The following is a 16,231-nucleotide window of genomic DNA, read 5'->3' as shown; positions in this document are numbered from 1 at the left end:
GGCGAGCACAATAGCCAAGCGGCTCGGATAAATACAATCCAAAACACAGGCGGCCAAGTCTTCGACAGCTCCGGCAGGGGCAGACACCGCGGTTCACCGGCATGGAAATCGGAGCCGGTCAGCACCCCTGGTCCGGCCAGGCCTTTTCACGAAGTGGTCTCGCCGGCATTGCTGCGGTTTCTGCCCTTGGGCGCTCCGGTCTGATCCTTCGGCGTTTCGCCATGTTTGAGCTTTTCCGCCTCTTCGTTCCGCCCGTTGTCGTTGGGGCGTCCCAGAGGCTCCTTCGTCTTGATCTTTTTCTCGGACATCGTGCTCCACTCCGCTGAGGTACGGACTTCCTGAACGGTCCGGTAGCAATTCGGTTCCAATGGGGCCTAGGCCTTGCGGGGGCATCACCGGGCGGAGCCTTTGCCCTTTTCCGTCTGCCTGTTGGTGAAGCGCGCATTGCCCAGCCCGGTGCCGATGGTCAATATGCCCCAGCGCTTGACGTCGCCCATGCGGGGCACCTCCGACAAGCCCTGAACGACCGCATCGTTGTGAAGAACGATGTGGGTCGCCTGCCCGCCGATCTTCGGCACGAATTTGAGCAAGGCGGCCGGCAGATTGAAATTGGCGCCTTCCCAGTTGGAACCCGGCAGATTCTGGCCCCCTCGCGCGATGGAACCGTCGGGTTTGATAGCGCCCGGACAGCCGACGCCGATTACCGGGGTAAGCCTGATCTTGTTCTTCTCCGCGCGGGAACGCAGGTCCTGCAGCATCTCGCCAAGACGGCCGATCGCCGCCGTCCGCGCCGGCTCGTCATCGGCATGACGCCAGATCACCAGCTTTTCCACCTTGGCCCGGCCGAGGTCGGCTTGCTTGTCCACCTGGCTCAGCACGATTCCGGCGCGGATGTTGCGCCCGCCGATATCCACCGCCAGCATGCCGTCATGATTGGCCAGCACATAGGGCGGCAGCATATGCAGGCTGCCGATCAGTCCCGCTTCATCGGGGTGATTGGCGATCGGCACCACTTCCACCTTGATCCCCTCCCCGCTGAGCAGGGCCTGGGTCCGCGCAATCGCCAGCCGTCCCACACGGCTTTCCCGAAAACCTCCGCCGATGACGATCCGCTCGGTGCGCTGCCAGGAGGCGGTTCGCAGGAAACGCCGGATGACGTCGGACAGAGACCGCGCAAACTCCTCCAGCGCTCCATGCACCAGTGCGGCGCTGTTCAGATCGTCGCCGGTCAACATCTCGTCGATCTGCTTGCGCTTGATTTCCTCGGTGGCTTCCTCGCCCAGGGGATCTTCGCCGGCCTTGCGGTAAAGCAGGCGCAATTCCTCCAGCTTTTCGAGAAAAGCACCCGTATTGGCCCTGTCGCCGACAAACCCCTCCTTGTCGCGCAGGCCGATATTGTATCCGTCGACGCGGACGGAGGGCAGCATATCGCCGCCGTGATTGAGAAATTGCCAACCCGTTTGGTCGTTCATCCTTGAACCTGTCGATCCCCTCGGTATTCCATTGCTGGCGACAACCATTTCGCGCTCCGAAGGTTCCGCCACAACCCGTCACGATGCCGTCATCGCAGCCCCGAGGCTGGCAAAAAGGGCTCCCGGCGATGGAACCCTCCTCCGCGGGTGTCGTTTGATAGGCAAGCAGGTATCGGAACGGCCGCAGGTACTCGATAGGGATCTGCAGGCCCGCGTTTCGTCTGTATCGCAACCGATCCGACAGGGAGATCGATGATGTCTCAAGCATCCTATCGCATCATTGGCAGAGCCGATGGCTGGGTCATCGAACACGATGGCAAGCGTGGCGGCGGATACGAGCTTCCAGAGGCAGCTTTCGAAACCGCTGTGGCCGCGGCCTCGCTGGACCTCAAGGAACGCCGGAACGTCAACATCTCCGTCGAATTTCCGGAAGGCCCGGAAGATACCGAGGCCCTTGCGACCGGCTCCGAGCCCGCGCAACAGCGCGCTCAATTCGACAGTTCGGCCGGCACGGGGAGTGAGCCGGGCGGACGCTAGAACGGCAAAGGAGGTTATGATGAAAATCAGGCAAGCCATGACGACCGAAGTCTGCGTCGCCACGCCGGACGAGACGATCCAGAAAGCGGCGCAGCTCATGCTTGGCCTCGACATCGGCATGCTTCCCGTCGCGCACGCCGATCGGCTGGTGGGCATGATCACGGACCGCGATATCGCCGTCCGCGGCGTCGCCGCAGGGCGGGGCGCGGAGAGCCTTGTCCGGGATGTCATGACCGCGGACGTCAAATATTGTTTTGACGATGAAGAGATAGAGGATGTCCTTGATAATCTGGGCGAGATCCAGGTGCGCAGACTTCCCGTGGTCAATCGTGACAAGCGCCTGGTCGGCATCGTCTCCCTGAGCGATCTCGCGCGCACCCACGAAACCGACAAGGCTGGGGCCGCTCTCAGCGAGATTGCCCGCCCGGGCGGCGAACACAGCCAGGCGACGTTCTAGGTCCTCCTTGTGCCTCACGCCGCCGGCCTGCCTGTGCCGGCGGTCACACTCATATGGAGGGAAGAGGTGGGAAGAAGCCGCGATGGCTCAGGCATCGCCATAGCCGCACCATTTTTCGAATTGCCTTGTTCGTCGAGCCACAGGAAATTGAGCGAATCCATGCGGGCCGGCGGGAGGAAAATGCCATGACCACGACCGAGACAGTCCCCGGCGGTATCCTGGAGGGCCACACGATCCTGGTCGCCGACGATGAAATCATCATCGCGCTCGACATCGAAGATACGCTGATGTCGGCCGGCGCCCGCATCGCCGGCCCGTGTCTGACCTTGGCCTCGGCGTTGGAAGTCACCGAACAGCAGGCCATCACGGCGGCTGTCCTGGACATTAGCCTCGGCAACGACACCAGCGAGCCCGTGGTCGATCTGCTTGCAGCCCGCGGCATTCCTATCGCCTTCTGCACGGGCAAGATGCTCCCCGACACCCTGCGGCAAAAGGTTCCCGACGCGCCGGTGCTGAGCAAACCCGTCCAGCATCAGGCCTTGCTCGAAACCATTGCGCGTCTGACCAGAGAGTAACAACCTACCGTAACGGTACTGTAACCGTCCCCGATCGTCACGGGGAACATGTGCAAGTTTGCATCGTTACACACGAGTACCGGGTGAGCGGAACGCGGAGCGAAGGCCGGTCCGAAAGGACAGCTTCGCCACGTTGGAAAATACGACATCCGCGTTCTGCCTAACTGCCTCAAAGTGAGTGACGACCCATGCAACAACTCCATGGCATGCGTCTCCTGATCGTCGAGGACGAGATATTTCTCGCCGGCGATCTGGCTGACTATTTCGAAGAGAAAGGGGCTGTCATCCTCGGGCCGGCACCGACGATCGAGGCCGCGCAAGATCATGTGACCTCGGCCAACGCAGCCATTCTCGACGTCAACATCAATGGCAAGATGGTCTTTCCCATCGCAGACCGCCTGCTGGCGCTGGGTATTCCGTTCGTCTTCTTCAGCAGCTACGACGAAGACGTCATTCCCACCCATCTCAGACATGTCGAGAAGGTTGGCAAGTCGGGAGGGCGTCACGCCCTGCTGGAGACCCTGTTCGTGGCGCGCCGCAGGGCGCAGGACGAAAACGAAACCGCCGCGGCGGACCCGACCACGGACGTCGCCGGCTTCCTTCCCGAACTCAGGCTCAGAGCACGCCGACATCTTCACGGCAAGGCGGCCGCCGACCGGTTGGTCGAGCAAACACTGCTGGCCGCCATCGACCTGGCGGACAGCAAGCCACCGGACCAGGATACGCTTCCATGGCTTTGCGACATCCTGGACAGGACCTTTGCGGTTGTGGGTCACCAGTTGCTCGACTGAATGCGTGACCTGAATTTTTCACCGGGAGTTTCGACCCAGGGCTGGCGGCCGCGAGGGTAGCGGAACCGTAGCGGGTGACGATGCGTTAGTGTCCGACAGTCAATCGCATCGGAAGAAGATATGAGCCGCAACACTCTTATTTTGTTGATAGTCATAATCGTGGCAGCCGCCGGAATCGGTGCCTATGTCTACCATGAAAGGAACAAGAATACCGTAGAGATTACGATTGGAAACCAGGGCGTGAAAGTCAAAGGGCCATCCGATTGAGATAATACCCGCCGACTACTTGAATCCTCCCGGCATCACGACGTGCCCGCCATAATCGCGGACGCGTCGTTCTTCCTCGCCCGCTGGAGGCGGACTGTTCCCCATGCTGGGAACATTGTCGAGGGAGGATGGTTAGCAAGGCCATATCGATTCCGGACCGGCCATGCGCGGGCGGCAAATGCGACAGGACCTTTGCAAGTGACTTCCCAGCACAAACCTCCTAGTCTGTTGGCAGGCGACCGGGGAAACCGCTCCTTGACGTTCTTCGGCTCGTGCAAGTTGCCCCTGACCAACGGCGAGACGAGCAGTCCAGTGAATGACGATCAAAAGAGCGGCAAGGCTAGACCTGCAGACAAGGAAGATAAGGCAACATCCGCAGACCAGGAAGTGGCGCGTATCCTGGCCCGCGTCGAGCGGGAACCCATTCCGCAACGTTTGCTCGAACTTGCCTTCAAGCTCCAAAAAGCCCTGAGGGACGCCAAGAAAGCGGGTTAGACAGGCCGCTTGCCGTCTTCTTCTCTCGAAATGCTGGAACTCAAACTCCGAGTATTGTCCCTTCATGCAATTGCCTTCCAGCGGCCAGAATATGGCCGGATTGATGTGGCAGCTTTGTGGAATAGAGCGTGAGGTCTGTCCTGGCGCTTGGGGAACTGCATTGCCTCGTCGTGCGAGGCCTTAGGCTTTGAAGGGCGTTATGACGTTCCCTGGCCGTCGGCAGACATCCGATTGGTCGCCTTTATGGTGGCTGCAGCCTGGGAGTTGTTCCAATGAAGCTGTCGCCCACTCATGTGACGCAAGCACTGAATCAGATCAGGGCTGAGCCCGTCGCGATGGCATCGGACAAAGACGGCGCCCAGAAGATGGAAGTGGCTCGGCTGGTGAGGCTCGCCCACTGGCGCGATGAATATCATTCCAGCCTGGTGCCGCAGCTGCCGCAGCAGACCGACACCGTGGTCATGTTGAGCAAGGCAGCCTGAGATAGGATGTTCCGGGCTTGATACCGGCGCCAATTTCGCGACAGGCCGGTGCGGCCGGCCTGCTTCATCCCGCCGTTTAAGCTCGGCTGTTTGCGAAGCGGATAGCTTTCGCGTCTTCGGGAAGAGGTGCGCAAATGTATGGCAGAGTTTCGCTCCTGCTGGGTGGCATCGCAATGGGCGCGACAACCGCATTCGCCCTCACGCATTCCGGTCTGCTCGGCAACGCCAACGCTTCCGCCGATGACGCCTATCGGCAGCTCAATCGCTTCGGCGATGTCTATGAGCAGGTGCGCGCCAATTACGTGACCGAGCCTGACGACGCCCAGCTTGTCGCAGGCGCCATCAACGGCATGGTGTCCGCCCTCGATCCGCACTCGCGCTACGTCGATGCCGCCGGTTTTCGGGACTTGCAGACCCAGACTTCGGGCGCCTTTTCGGGAATTGGGCTCGAAGTCACCCTCGAGGGTGAACGGCTCAAGGTGGTCTCCGCCATCGACGATACGCCCGCGGCAAAGGCCGGCCTTCTTTCCGGCGACATCATCACGGCGATCGACGGCAAATCCACACAGGGCATGCCGCTGCAGGAAGCCAGCCAGAAAATGCGCGGGCCCGAGAACAGCACGGTCACCCTCACGGTCCGGCGCGGCGGTGATGCCCAGCCGGTAGACGTCAAGCTCATCCGCGATACCATCAAGCTGACTTCCGTCCGGACCAGGAAGATCGGCGGCGACATCGCTTATATCCGCATTGCCCAATTCAGCGGCAACACGTCCGACGACTTCCTGAAAGCCATGACGCAAGCCGGGGCCGACAAGGGGGGCCGGGCTCTTGCCGGCTACATCATCGATATGCGCAACAATCCAGGCGGCCTGCTCAGCCAAGCCGTCGAGGTGGCCGGTGCCCTGGTCGGACGGGGAGAAATCGTCTCCACGCGCGGACGGGGAGCCGACGATTCCCTGCGCTATAGCGCCACGGAAGGTGGCCTCGTTCATACCAAGCCGATCATCGTGCTCATCAACGGGGGCTCGGCTTCTGCCGCCGAAATCGTGGCAGGTGCGTGGCAGGATCACCGCCGCGCGACAATTCTGGGGACGCGTTCTTTCGGCAAGGGATCGGTTCAGACCGTCTTTCCGCTTGGGGACAATGGCGCTCTCGTCTTGACGACCGCCCGCTACTACACGCCATCGGGCCGATCGATCCAAGCCAAGGGCATCGATCCGGAAATCGTGGTGAAGCAGAACATTCCGGCCAATACGAAGATCCAGGATGCCGCCGGCGGTGAAGCCGGCCTCAAGGGACATCTCGGCGGGCAGGGCGATACCGAGCAGGGGGGCTCGTCTGCCTATGTCCCCGTTGACGAAAAGGACGATGTGCAGCTCAACGCCGCGATCGAATTGCTCCACGGCATCCGCAAGAATCCGTCCTTTCCAGCCGGTGGCACCGCACCTCGCTGAACCGCCCCGGAAACGCCCGGCTGGCATGCCGGGACTGCGCCACGGCGAGACGAGGCCTGACCCGACCGCCCGCAGCGGAGTCGATCCCACAAAATTGCCATCCGGACGGCAAATGATCGAACCGATGCTGTGCGAAGCTCTCCAGTGATGATCCCTGACCACGATCGGGAAAGGAGACATCATGCGCAAGTTTCTATCTGCCACATTCGCAGCGATCATCCTGGCTTATGGCGGTGCCGTTGGCCTCGCCCAGCCCCTGACCGATCCGGCGGCCTCGGCCAGTGACGAGGTAATCGAGCGTGCACCCGGAGAGATCCGGACGGTCTCTGTCGCCACCTTCGACGAGCTGTCGATCCCGCAGCGGATCGCCGCCAATCAGCAGATCGCCGAAACGGGCCCGGGCGAGCTGCGGCATATGAGAAAGGTCATCGCCGAGACGCCTCGCCTGCAAGCCGCACTGGAAGAGTACGGGTCGGCGCCGTCCTCGGTGATCGCCATGACGTTTGACGACACGGACGAAGTGACGCTGGTCATCGCCTCATAGTGCCGAGCCGCCGGCAATCGCTGCTCAGACTCCTGCCATTCCCTCGGAGGGCAGGATCTTGAGATTGCCGGCCTTCGACTTGCCGGTCTTTGAATCGACCACCAGGTCATAACTCATGCGCTGGCCCTCCCGCACCGTGCCGATGCCGCTGCGTTCGAGTTCCCTGATATGCACGAAAGCGTCGACGCTGCCGTCATCGGGCGCGATGAAGCCATAGCCCTTGTCGTAGTTGAACCATTTCAGGCTGCCGGTGATCATTTCCAGTCCCTCCAGGCCAAATTGCCGCGTGGACTTTGAACGCAAGCCAAAGACATTCGTTCCGGTCCGCGTCCACATGAACATTCGGTCGATCCCCGGACGCCGGCATGTCGGGAAACTCCAGATGGAACGATGCGCCCAAAATCGGGTTGGGAAAGGGCGAAGCACGGAACGCCCGGCGCTCCAGGCTTCGTTCGGCCGATGCAGCATCGGCCGTGGCGGCTCGGCCCCTACAGATCGACCCGAGATCCCCGGGGTCGGGCCGTTCGGCTGCCGCAGCGATCGCTCCAGTGTTTGCGAGCAGATCGCCGACGGATATCTTCGAGACAGACGGGAGAATTCGCGCGATGATCCGAAAATTGAAATCAGGGGAATATCGCATCTACTCGCGAAAGGTGGATCCCAAGACCGGCAAAAGACGCAATCTCGGCACGTTCCAATCCAAGGAAGCCGCCCAAAAACACGAACGCGAGATTCAGTATTTCAAACGGCACTAGAGCAACTCTTTGTGTCCAGTACTGCTCAACAGACCGGCTGGAAAGCCCTCGCAATTCTTGACTAAACCATCAAAAATTCAAGCTGTGGAGTTCATTTGCAAGTTCGGCAGCGATCCGATGTTCAGCCGGCTTGGCCGTCGCCCCCGAAAGCGCGGCGCAGCGTGAGGCTTTCCCCGAGAAGGGCACGCGAGAATTGGTCGATGAGCGTAAGCTCCCGATGATGACGAAAACCATCGCTGTCGGCCACCGCCAGGCAAAATTCGATCAGCTTGGCCTTCACCGCTGGCGCAGCCGCATCGAGCTCGCGCAGGTTCTTGCCCACGGCATCCGCCGACGGGCGCATACGCCGGATCCACCGGCCGGCCCGCTCCAAGTCGTCCGGACTCAGGTCGATACCCCCGGCGGCGCAGGCGGCTTCGACACGATCGAGCATGACCGTCACCTCCTCGCCCGACATTTGCAAGTCGGCCCTCGCGACAGCGACGGCGAGAACGAGGCCATTCTCCCGCGCGACCCTGCGGATCACGGCCCAACGTTCCCCTGCCCGATCGGCTGCGGAGATTTCAGCGCGCGCCGGTGACCAGGACACGCCGAGCACCTGCCTGTAGAACACGTCCAGGGGCTCCTGAAGCACGCCATCGGCGTCGGCGATCGACAGGATTCTGTCGAGCCGGAAGGAACGAAGGTCCCCCTGATCGTGGCTGTAGCCGAGAAGACGGGGCACGCCGTCCCGTCCTGGTTTGATCGACCAGAGCGTGACCGGCCGAAACCGCCGGCGGCCGGCGGCATCCTGATATTCGATGACCAGCAGAAGGCCACCGATGCCGGCCCCGCCCGACGGTGGGTTCATTCCCGCGGACAAAGGTCTGTTCGGTCGAGGTGGTCCCGTTTTCTTGGGCATCGGTGACTTCTCGACGCGCAGTGTCAGGCGATATGCGACCACGTCGGCAGCAATCCAAAGGCCTGCAACCGTCCGTTTGAACGATTGCGTCCCACCGATGTTTGATTGGGCGGTGCACACGCGTCAACAGGCACGACCATTGAAAACAGACATGGCCATTGAAAACGGCCATCGAAACATCGGTGCGGCCGGCGGTGCAACGGAGGCGGTGCCATGGCGCCCCGAGACCCGCGCCAGGCATTGGGGGATGTGGCTGGACGCGGGGCGGTAGGCGCCCCGAAAGCGTTCTTCCAGAAGAACTGATAGACCTTCCGAAAACGCGTCAAAACGAGCTAAACGTCGGAGCAGCCACGGTTCACGCCTAAGCGCGCTTTGCCCTAGGCAACGGTGAGGACACCCAGCAGCACGAGCAGGAACAGGATCAGCGCGATCCCGATCAGGACCCGGGCTCCCGTTGCGGCAGCCCCCGCGAGTGCCGGCAGTCCCAGCAAGCTGGCCGCGGCGGCAATGATCAATAGAATGAGGATCCAATGAAGCATGGCGGCACCTCTTTACTGTGGTGCTATCAAACCTCGTCAACCGAGCTTTGTTCCCGCCCGTGCAGGTCTGACCTGCCTGCTTGCTTTGCCTGCTTGCTTTGATGGGGTAAGCCGCCGAGCCCAAGCGTCCCGACATCGCTGTTTCGAAATGGAACGATCCCTACACTGCGGGGTTCTTGCACTATTGCAACCAGGGATAACGATCATGGCTGAATTGCTTAGAATTCTCGCGGCGGCCGGTATCGCCATGTCCGTCGCAGCCTGTGCGAGTGACAGTCCCGGCGATCGTGCCGCTGGCGGAGCGGTTATCGGTGGCATCGGCGGCGCTGCGGTGGGTGCTGCCGTCTCGAACCGGCACCCTGGACGCGGCGCGCTCATCGGCGGTGCCGTCGGCGCCGTGGGAGGTGCCGCAGTAGGCGCCGCGACGGCGCCCCCCGACGGCGGGCGTTCATGCGCACGGGTCGGCTATGACGAGTATGGCAACAGGGTGTGCACGGCCTATTACTGAGGCCTTGCCACGGAAGCCTTGGTCCGGGGTTTCATGGCTCCGGGCCTCGATTCCGGCTGCCCTCCTCCATGGCCAGCGCCTGACCGGAATTGGAAGGCGTTGATCACGAAGTGCTGCCTTGCCTTGGAACAGCTAGCCTCCGGCCGACGTTGAAAGGCGCAACATTTTCAGGTCGCAGAGCAGTGCTTCGACAATTCCTGGCGGCAGCCTACAGACTGGTTACGGCACAGGTGGGCCCGCATGAGAGCCCGCATACCTCGCCCAATGCCCCAATGCCGGAAACCCTGATCGGCTTCATCATCTGGGTTTCAGGCCGACATCAGATCTGGATCGCTCTGGGGGCCGTCCTGCTGTTCATCGCGGACACCGTGCCGCTCGAGGTGCAGCGGCGGCTGGTCAATTCCGCCGTGAAGGGAGGCGATCTCTACGTCGTGCTGACCCTGGCGATCGCCTTCGCCGCTCTCACCTTGCTGCAAGGCCTGATCAAGATCGGACTCAATCTCTATCGCAACTGGATCGGCGAGTCGGCGGTACGATGGCTTCGAAACGAGATCTCGCATGTCGCGCAGCGGCCCGACTCGGTGCTGCCCTCCGGCAAGGCCGGCGGCGTTGAAATCGCCATCGTCGTCGCCGAGGTCGATCCGATCGGCGGTTTTGTCGGCGCAAGCCTTTCCGATCCAATCCTCCAGATCGGCATATTGCTCTCTGTATTTGGCTATCTCACCTATCTCCAGCCACTGATGGCGCTTGTCGGCATTCTCGTCTTTCTGCCGCAATGTTTCCTGGTACCGCTGCTGCAAGGCGCGATAAACCGGCGGGTGGGAGCCCGCATCTGGGTGCTGCGCAAGATCAGCGTGATGCTGGTCGACACGGTCGAGCGCGACGAAAAGACCAATCATTCCCAGTCCAGGCGCGTCGACCAGGTCTTTCGGCTGAACATGAGCATTTACCGGCTCAAATTCGCGCTCAACTTCGCGATGAACTGGCTCAATTCCCTGGGCACGGCAATCATTCTGGGCATTGGCGGCTATCTCGTCGTCCAGGGCCAGACGGAAATCGGCACGGTCGTCGCCTTCGTCTCGGGGCTCGCCAAGATCAACGATCCCTGGAGTGACCTCGTGAACTGGTATCGCGATTATCGCGTGATCCAGGCCCGCTATCGCCTGGTCGCCACTGCGATGCGGAGTGCCGAACGGTCATGAGGGCTTCGCCTGGCCATCGCCGGAAGGCTCCTCAAAGATCCGCCGCTCGACGATGTATGATCGACGACTGCCATCTTGTCGGACGCTTCAGCAGACGGAGCGAAAGCGCTCGACGCAGGCGTCGAGCACCTGCGCCGGATCGCGCTTCCACCAGTTCTCGGCGGAGAAGACCTCGACCTCGCAAAAACCCCGATAGCCCGCGGCCTCCACCGCTGCACGCAGCGCTTTGAGATCGGCGACACCGTCCCCCATCATGCCGCGATCGAGCAGCACATCGCGCGTGTCGGCGAGCCAGTCGCACAGATGATATCCCAGGATGCGGTACTTGCCGGCGCGCCGGAGTTCGCGCGCAAGCGAGGTGTCCCACCAGACGTGATAGACATCGACCGCAATGCCGACATTGGCCGCGTCGATGGCTTCGCATAAATCGATGGCGTCCCGCACCGTGACGAGACAGGAGCGGTTGCCGGCATAGACGGGGTTGAGCGGTTCGAGCGCCAGGCCCACGCCCCGCTGCGCCGCGTAGGGCGCGGCCTCGGCGACCCGTTCGGCCACCCGTTTCAGGCTGTCCTCCACCCCCCGGCTTTCCGGCTCGACCCCGCCGACGACGATGGTCAGGATCGAGGTCCCGAGCCCTGCCGCCATGTCGATCGAGGCCTGGAAGTCGTCGCGCAGAGCGGATGAAGGCCGTGGCGCCATCGGACCCACCAGGAAGGGGCTGCGGCAGAGACCTGCCACCGTAAGGCCTGCCTTGCGGGCACGATTGCCGATCTCGATGGCTCGATCCCCGATTTCCCGGCGCCAGAACACGATCCCGCCAAAGCCGCGCTCGGCACAGGCATCGATGACCCGCTCGACGGGCCAGCCGGCGCCATGGCCATCCAGATTATGCCCGAGCGTCGCGGTATTCAGGGCGAGCGCCGAATGATCCGTCGAGAAATCGCGCATCGCGGGGGCTCAGGCGCCGTAGAGCGCGAGCAGCTTGCGCATGCGATCGGCTGCCAGGTCCGGGTCGCGCAGCAGGCCGCAGGCATCGGCATGCTTGAAGAGCTCGACGAAATAGGGCAGCGGCCTCATCGCCTGCGCCCCGCTTAGCATGACGAAATGCTCCTGGAAGCCGTTGAGCCAGGCAAGGAAGACGACGCCCGTCTTGTAAAACTGCGTGGGTGCCCGGAAGATGAGCCGGGCCAGCGGGACGGTGGGATCCAGCACCGCATGGAAGGCCCTGATGTCGCCCTCCCCCAGTTTCTGGATGGCGAAGGCCGCAGCCGGCGCGAGGGGATCAAAGATCCCGAGAAGGGCGTGCGAAAAGCCGATCTCGTCGCCGGCAATCAAGTCCGGATAGTTGAAGTCGTCGCCCGTATACATCTTGACGCCGGCAGGGAGCCGCCGCCGCATCGCGATTTCCTTGTCCTTGTCCAGGAGCGAAATCTTGATGCCGTCAACCTTCGCCACGTTCTCTTCGATGACGCGCAGCGCCACCTCCATGGCGGCCTCGAAGCTGCCGCTGCCCCAGTAGCCCTTGAGCGCCGGGTCGAACATGTCGCCGAGCCAGTGAAGGATGACGGGCCGGTCGCAGCGAGCCAGGACATCGCCATAGACCTTCACATAATCGTCCGCTGAGCCGGCCACCGCGGCAAGGGCGCGGCTCGCCATCAGGATGAGGCGCCCTCCCAGGGCCTGGATGGCTTCCACCTGTTCGAAATAGGCGCGACGGACGTCGTCCAGGCCCCGCGCCCGGCTCGGTTCCAGTTGGTCGGTGCCGCATCCGTTGAAGATCAGCGCCTGCGGAAGCTCTTCGCGGGTGCGCCGGATGAGTTCGAGGGCCCCGGGCCAGTCCAGGCCCATACCGCGCTGGGCGGTATCCATCGCTTCGGCAATGCCGAGGCCGAGATCGTTCAGATGATGGCGAAACGCCATCGTCGCCTTCCAGTCGATGGTAGCAGGCCCGGAAGGATCATTGGCCGTGAAAGGATCAGCCACGACATGGGCCGCCGAAAACACGACGCGCGCCGCGCCGGCGGGCAAGCGGGCGGCCGGGATCACCTTGCCGCTGAGCCGATAGTCGGAGAAAGCGCCATTGGTGTCGGGAAGACGGATCATTGCAGTTTCCTCAAAATCTCGGCACCAGCATGCCGGCATCCACGGCGATCACCTGGCCTGTCGTATAGGGGAGCCTGCCGGTGGCGAGCGTCGCCATCACCGCGCCGACATCCTCGGGCCGGCCCAGGCGCCGCATCAGCGTCAAGCCCTCCTCGTCGATGCGCCGCTGGTACAGGCTCGTCACCGACTGCGTCATCGCGGTCTCGATCAGGCCCGGCCTGATATCGTAGACGGCGATGTTCTCGCGGCCCAGGCGCACGGCGAACACCTTGCTCACCATGGCCGAGCCGGCCTTCGAGACGCAGTACTCCGCCCGCGGCTCGGCGACCGCATCGGCATTCGACGACGACACATTCACGATCGAATAGAAGCGGCCGTCATTGCGGTCCCGCGCAAGAACGCGCCTCGCCCATTTCTGGCACAGGAAGAATTGCGCCTTGGCATTGACGGCCTGGCAGCGGTCATAGCTTTCCTCGCTGACATCGAGCGGGTCGCCGCGGTTCAGGACCGATACGCCTGCATTGTTGATCAGGGTCGAGAGCGGCCCCAGCGCCTTTTCGGCCAGGTCGAGCATCGCCTCATGCGCGCCGATGTCGGCTATGTCGCCAGCGACGCGCGTGACGGGTACATCGAGGGCGCGCACGCGCTCCTCGGCGTCCCGCAGTTCCTCGTCGTCGACAGGCCCGTTCAAGGCGATCGCAAAGCCGTGCCTGGCCAGTTCGACGGCAGCCGCCAGGCCGATGCCCCTACTCGAGCCGGTGATGAAAGCCGCCTGACGGAGTGACGCACTCATGCCAGCGCTCCATGCTTGAACAGCTCTCGGGCGATGATCATGCGCTGGATCTGGTTGGTGCCCTCATAGATCTGAGTGATCTTGGCGTCGCGATAGAGGCGCTCCACCTCGAAGCCGCGGATATAGCCGGAACCGCCGAAGACCTGGACGGCATCGGCGGTGCGGGCAACCGCCATGTCGCCTGCGAAGCATTTGGCGATCGAGCAGGCCTTCGTTGCATTGTCCCCGCGATCGATCTTCACCGCCGCGCTGTGCACCAGGAGACGGGCCGCCTCGATATCCTTGGCCATGTCGGCAATCAGCCATTGCACGCCCTGGAACTCGGCGATCGCCTTTCCGAACTGCTTGCGCTGGCGGGCATAGTCGACGGCCGCCTCGAGGCCGGCCTGGCCGATGCCGACGGCGAGCGCCGCGATGCCGACGCGGCCCTTGTCGAGCACGCTCATCATCATGTGGAACCCCTTGCCGAGCTCTCCCAGCAGGGCATCCGGCCCGAGCGCCACATTGGTGAAATTGAGCGCGCCGACCTGGCTGGCGCGCTGCCCCATCTTGTGCTCCTTGGGACCGCGCTCGACGCCCTTGGCGTTGAGATCGACGATGAAGATGCTCATGCCGCGATGGCCGGCATCCCTATCCGTCCGGGCCAGCACGAAACCGACATCGGCGACCGGCGCGTTGTGGATCCAGATCTTGCCGCCGTTGAGGCGCCAGCCCTCCCCGTCCCGTTCCGCCGTGGTCCTGATGCCGGAAACATCCGTTCCGGCCTCCGGCTCGGTAATGCAATAAGCCACGCGCTTGGTTCCGCGCATCGCCGGAGCCAGCCAGGTCTCACGCTGGGCCGGCGTGCCATGCCTGACCAGCAGCGTGGAGATGAGCTCCACCAGGCCGCATTGATCGGCAACCGAGGCATAGCCCCTTGCAAGCTCTTCCATCACGAGCGCGTAGGTCAGGGTGTCGAAGCCCGGGCCGCCCATGGCCTCGGGAACGCCGATGCCGAACAGCCCGAGCTCGCCCATCTGCTCATAGATCTCGTGGGGGAAACGTTCCTCGCGATCGAGCCCCTCTGCCAGCGGTTTGACGACCTCGTCGGCGAACTGCCGCGCCATGTCGCGCACCTGCATCTGCGTTTCGCTCGGATACATGCGCTTCTCCCCTTTTGTAACTATCTAGTTACTGCTATAACGCACGTGGATCAAATGGGTCAAGCCTGACGGGCCCCTCGGAACCGATCGGTCGGACGTGCGATCGAAGAGAGGCCGGGTCGGGCAGGCCAGAGAAGAACGATGACAACGGAGGAAGCCATGAAGCCATCGGAAAAGCGGAAATTCGGCCGCAGCAACATCGAGGTCACCGCCTTTGCCTTCGGGACGGCGCCGATCGGGAATTTCCAGCGCGAGATCAGCGAGGCGGTTGCCGACGAAATGGTGCAGCACGCCTGGAATGCCGGCGTACGCTTCTACGACACGGCACCGATGTACGGGCACGGCCTTTCGGAACTGCGCCTGGGGCAGGCGCTGCGCTGGAAGAGGCGCGACGAATTCGTGGTCGCGTCGAAGGTAGGGCGCGTCCTGCACCCGGCCAGGCGTGCCGACATCGACTTCGCGCCCTGGGTCAATGCGGCGCCGAATACGATGAGCTTCGACTACAGCTATGACGGCACGATGAGGGCCTTCGAGGATTCCCTGCAGCGGCTCGCGCTCGAACGCATCGACATGCTGTTCATTCACGACATCGACCGCTTCACGCGTGGCGACGATCAGCCGGAAGTGTTCAGGCAGGCCATGGACGGATGCTGGCGTGCCCTGGAACGCCTGCGCTCGGAAGGCGCGGTGAAGGCGATCGGCGTCGGTGTCAACGAATGGGAAGTCTGCCACGAGGCGCTCAAGCAGCGCGACTTCGACTGTTTCCTCCTCGCCGGTCGCTACACGCTTCTCGAACAGGAGGCCCTCGACGGCTTCCTGCCGCTTTGCCAGGAGCGCGGCGCTGCCGTATTGGTCGGCGGCGGCTTCAATTCCGGAATCCTGGCAACCGGAGCCATACCCGGAGCGAAATACAATTACGCCCCCGCCCCGGCCGCGGTGATGGAAAAGGTCGCCAGGATCGAGGCGGTGTGCCGTGACCACAAGGTGCCGCTTGCCGCCGCGGCGCTGCAATTCGTGGTCGCCCACCCCGCCATCCCGGCCTTCTGCGCGGGAACGCGCACGGTGGAGCAGCTCGACCAGAACCTGGAATGGTTCAGCCACCCCATTCCCTCGGATTTCTGGGCCGAACTGAAAAGCAAGCAGTTGCTGCGCGAGGACGCGCCGGTCCCGGCATGAGCGAGACCCTACCCGACACCGGTCGCCGTTCGAGCGTC

Annotated in this window: 21 protein-coding genes; 12 read left to right on the top strand and 9 right to left on the bottom strand. The window is 62.9% G+C overall.

Features of this window, described 5'->3' with window-relative positions; all coding sequences use genetic code 11:
* Window positions 1-146: 146 nt before the first annotated feature.
* Entirely contained in the window at window positions 147-308 is a 162-nt protein-coding gene (locus C5L14_RS30210) for a hypothetical protein (protein WP_181160965.1), read from the bottom strand.
* Window positions 309-392: 84 nt separating this feature from the next.
* Entirely contained in the window at window positions 393-1,472 is a 1,080-nt protein-coding gene (locus C5L14_RS01475) for an ROK family protein (protein WP_105860256.1), read from the bottom strand.
* A 252-nt stretch (window positions 1,473-1,724) separates the two neighbouring features.
* Here C5L14_RS01475 and C5L14_RS01470 point away from each other — a divergent pair, with 252 nt between their 5' ends.
* The 8 genes from C5L14_RS01470 (at window position 1,725) to C5L14_RS01435 (ending at window position 7,074) form a co-directional block, all read left to right on the top strand.
* The gene (locus C5L14_RS01470; RefSeq protein ID WP_105860255.1) at window positions 1,725-2,009 is read left to right on the top strand and encodes a hypothetical protein; all 285 of its coding nucleotides are present in this window, start codon (window positions 1,725-1,727) and stop codon (window positions 2,007-2,009) included.
* Between the two features lie 19 nt (window positions 2,010-2,028).
* Entirely contained in the window at window positions 2,029-2,466 is a 438-nt protein-coding gene (locus C5L14_RS01465; RefSeq protein ID WP_105860254.1) for a CBS domain-containing protein, read from the top strand.
* Between the two features lie 185 nt (window positions 2,467-2,651).
* The gene (locus tag C5L14_RS01460) at window positions 2,652-3,041 is read left to right on the top strand and encodes a response regulator (RefSeq protein ID WP_105860253.1); all 390 of its coding nucleotides are present in this window, start codon (window positions 2,652-2,654) and stop codon (window positions 3,039-3,041) included.
* A gap of 188 nt (window positions 3,042-3,229) precedes the next feature.
* Window positions 3,230-3,832 (top strand): response regulator, encoded by a 603-nt coding sequence (locus tag C5L14_RS01455; RefSeq protein WP_105860252.1) that lies wholly within the window; start codon window positions 3,230-3,232, stop codon window positions 3,830-3,832.
* Between the two features lie 522 nt (window positions 3,833-4,354).
* Entirely contained in the window at window positions 4,355-4,594 is a 240-nt protein-coding gene (locus tag C5L14_RS01450; protein WP_245443166.1) for a hypothetical protein, read from the top strand.
* 272 nt (window positions 4,595-4,866) lie between these two features.
* Window positions 4,867-5,076, top strand: coding sequence for a hypothetical protein (locus C5L14_RS01445; RefSeq protein ID WP_105860251.1), 210 nt, complete (start codon window positions 4,867-4,869; stop codon window positions 5,074-5,076).
* 134 nt (window positions 5,077-5,210) lie between these two features.
* Entirely contained in the window at window positions 5,211-6,530 is a 1,320-nt protein-coding gene (locus tag C5L14_RS01440) for a S41 family peptidase (RefSeq protein WP_105860250.1), read from the top strand.
* Window positions 6,531-6,711: 181 nt separating this feature from the next.
* On the top strand, window positions 6,712-7,074 hold the full coding sequence (locus C5L14_RS01435; RefSeq protein ID WP_105860249.1) for a hypothetical protein: 363 nt from the start codon (window positions 6,712-6,714) through the stop codon (window positions 7,072-7,074).
* Window positions 7,075-7,098: 24 nt separating this feature from the next.
* On the opposite strand, the gene C5L14_RS01430 is transcribed toward C5L14_RS01435, so the two are convergent.
* Window positions 7,099-7,332, bottom strand: coding sequence for a cold-shock protein (locus tag C5L14_RS01430; protein ID WP_105860636.1), 234 nt, complete (start codon window positions 7,330-7,332; stop codon window positions 7,099-7,101).
* A gap of 107 nt (window positions 7,333-7,439) precedes the next feature.
* Between C5L14_RS01430 and C5L14_RS30205 the strand changes: the two genes are divergently transcribed.
* Window positions 7,440-7,829 (top strand): hypothetical protein, encoded by a 390-nt coding sequence (locus C5L14_RS30205; RefSeq protein ID WP_181161012.1) that lies wholly within the window; start codon window positions 7,440-7,442, stop codon window positions 7,827-7,829.
* A gap of 121 nt (window positions 7,830-7,950) precedes the next feature.
* On the opposite strand, the gene C5L14_RS01420 is transcribed toward C5L14_RS30205, so the two are convergent.
* Both C5L14_RS01420 and C5L14_RS01415 read right to left on the bottom strand, forming a co-directional pair.
* The gene (locus C5L14_RS01420; protein ID WP_181160964.1) at window positions 7,951-8,679 is read right to left on the bottom strand and encodes a TerB family tellurite resistance protein; all 729 of its coding nucleotides are present in this window, start codon (window positions 8,677-8,679) and stop codon (window positions 7,951-7,953) included.
* A 428-nt stretch (window positions 8,680-9,107) separates the two neighbouring features.
* Complete coding sequence (locus C5L14_RS01415; RefSeq protein WP_105860246.1) at window positions 9,108-9,269, bottom strand: DUF1328 family protein; 162 nt, start codon at window positions 9,267-9,269, stop codon at window positions 9,108-9,110.
* Between the two features lie 205 nt (window positions 9,270-9,474).
* Here C5L14_RS01415 and C5L14_RS01410 point away from each other — a divergent pair, with 205 nt between their 5' ends.
* Both C5L14_RS01410 and C5L14_RS01405 read left to right on the top strand, forming a co-directional pair.
* A complete protein-coding gene (locus tag C5L14_RS01410; protein ID WP_105860245.1) occupies window positions 9,475-9,777 on the top strand; it encodes a YMGG-like glycine zipper-containing protein in 303 nt (100 codons plus the stop codon).
* Between the two features lie 182 nt (window positions 9,778-9,959).
* A complete protein-coding gene (locus C5L14_RS01405; RefSeq protein ID WP_245443164.1) occupies window positions 9,960-10,979 on the top strand; it encodes an ABC transporter ATP-binding protein in 1,020 nt (339 codons plus the stop codon).
* 87 nt (window positions 10,980-11,066) lie between these two features.
* On the opposite strand, the gene C5L14_RS01400 is transcribed toward C5L14_RS01405, so the two are convergent.
* Genes C5L14_RS01400 through C5L14_RS01385 form a run of 4 tightly spaced genes read right to left on the bottom strand, consistent with a single transcriptional unit; the run spans window position 11,067 to window position 15,017 of the window.
* Window positions 11,067-11,927, bottom strand: coding sequence for a sugar phosphate isomerase/epimerase family protein (locus tag C5L14_RS01400; protein WP_105860243.1), 861 nt, complete (start codon window positions 11,925-11,927; stop codon window positions 11,067-11,069).
* Window positions 11,928-11,936: 9 nt separating this feature from the next.
* On the bottom strand, window positions 11,937-13,082 hold the full coding sequence (locus tag C5L14_RS01395; RefSeq protein ID WP_105860242.1) for a dihydrodipicolinate synthase family protein: 1,146 nt from the start codon (window positions 13,080-13,082) through the stop codon (window positions 11,937-11,939).
* Between the two features lie 10 nt (window positions 13,083-13,092).
* Window positions 13,093-13,875, bottom strand: coding sequence for a 3-ketoacyl-ACP reductase (locus tag C5L14_RS01390; protein ID WP_105860241.1), 783 nt, complete (start codon window positions 13,873-13,875; stop codon window positions 13,093-13,095).
* Window positions 13,872-15,017, bottom strand: a complete 1,146-nt coding sequence (locus C5L14_RS01385; RefSeq protein ID WP_105860240.1) for an acyl-CoA dehydrogenase family protein — start codon at window positions 15,015-15,017, stop codon at window positions 13,872-13,874. Before C5L14_RS01385 ends, C5L14_RS01390 begins: the two co-directional genes overlap by 4 nt.
* Window positions 15,018-15,176: 159 nt before the next feature.
* Here C5L14_RS01385 and C5L14_RS01380 point away from each other — a divergent pair, with 159 nt between their 5' ends.
* Window positions 15,177-16,193 (top strand): aldo/keto reductase, encoded by a 1,017-nt coding sequence (locus C5L14_RS01380; protein WP_105860635.1) that lies wholly within the window; start codon window positions 15,177-15,179, stop codon window positions 16,191-16,193.
* Window positions 16,194-16,231 lie beyond the last annotated feature (38 nt).

Source organism: Labrys okinawensis (assembly GCF_002982075.1).
GTDB lineage: Bacteria > Pseudomonadota > Alphaproteobacteria > Rhizobiales > Labraceae > Labrys > Labrys okinawensis_A.
This window is presented reverse-complemented; position numbering and strand designations above follow the sequence as displayed.

Coding starts and splice junctions, on each gene's coding strand:
- C5L14_RS01470 (WP_105860255.1), top strand. CDS start 1,725: ATGATGTCTCAAGCATCCTATCGCATCATTGGCAGAGCCGATGGCTGG.
- C5L14_RS01385 (WP_105860240.1), bottom strand. CDS start 15,017: ATGTATCCGAGCGAAACGCAGATGCAGGTGCGCGACATGGCGCGGCAG.
- C5L14_RS01435 (WP_105860249.1), top strand. CDS start 6,712: ATGCGCAAGTTTCTATCTGCCACATTCGCAGCGATCATCCTGGCTTAT.
- C5L14_RS01445 (WP_105860251.1), top strand. CDS start 4,867: ATGAAGCTGTCGCCCACTCATGTGACGCAAGCACTGAATCAGATCAGG.
- C5L14_RS01380 (WP_105860635.1), top strand. CDS start 15,177: ATGAAGCCATCGGAAAAGCGGAAATTCGGCCGCAGCAACATCGAGGTC.
- C5L14_RS01475 (WP_105860256.1), bottom strand. CDS start 1,472: ATGAACGACCAAACGGGTTGGCAATTTCTCAATCACGGCGGCGATATG.
- C5L14_RS01460 (WP_105860253.1), top strand. CDS start 2,652: ATGACCACGACCGAGACAGTCCCCGGCGGTATCCTGGAGGGCCACACG.
- C5L14_RS01390 (WP_105860241.1), bottom strand. CDS start 13,875: ATGAGTGCGTCACTCCGTCAGGCGGCTTTCATCACCGGCTCGAGTAGG.
- C5L14_RS01410 (WP_105860245.1), top strand. CDS start 9,475: ATGGCTGAATTGCTTAGAATTCTCGCGGCGGCCGGTATCGCCATGTCC.
- C5L14_RS01440 (WP_105860250.1), top strand. CDS start 5,211: ATGTATGGCAGAGTTTCGCTCCTGCTGGGTGGCATCGCAATGGGCGCG.
- C5L14_RS01395 (WP_105860242.1), bottom strand. CDS start 13,082: ATGATCCGTCTTCCCGACACCAATGGCGCTTTCTCCGACTATCGGCTC.
- C5L14_RS30205 (WP_181161012.1), top strand. CDS start 7,440: ATGTCGGGAAACTCCAGATGGAACGATGCGCCCAAAATCGGGTTGGGA.
- C5L14_RS01415 (WP_105860246.1), bottom strand. CDS start 9,269: ATGCTTCATTGGATCCTCATTCTATTGATCATTGCCGCCGCGGCCAGC.
- C5L14_RS01465 (WP_105860254.1), top strand. CDS start 2,029: ATGAAAATCAGGCAAGCCATGACGACCGAAGTCTGCGTCGCCACGCCG.
- C5L14_RS01420 (WP_181160964.1), bottom strand. CDS start 8,679: ATGAACCCACCGTCGGGCGGGGCCGGCATCGGTGGCCTTCTGCTGGTC.
- C5L14_RS01430 (WP_105860636.1), bottom strand. CDS start 7,332: ATGATCACCGGCAGCCTGAAATGGTTCAACTACGACAAGGGCTATGGC.
- C5L14_RS01400 (WP_105860243.1), bottom strand. CDS start 11,927: ATGCGCGATTTCTCGACGGATCATTCGGCGCTCGCCCTGAATACCGCG.
- C5L14_RS30210 (WP_181160965.1), bottom strand. CDS start 308: ATGTCCGAGAAAAAGATCAAGACGAAGGAGCCTCTGGGACGCCCCAAC.
- C5L14_RS01455 (WP_105860252.1), top strand. CDS start 3,230: ATGCAACAACTCCATGGCATGCGTCTCCTGATCGTCGAGGACGAGATA.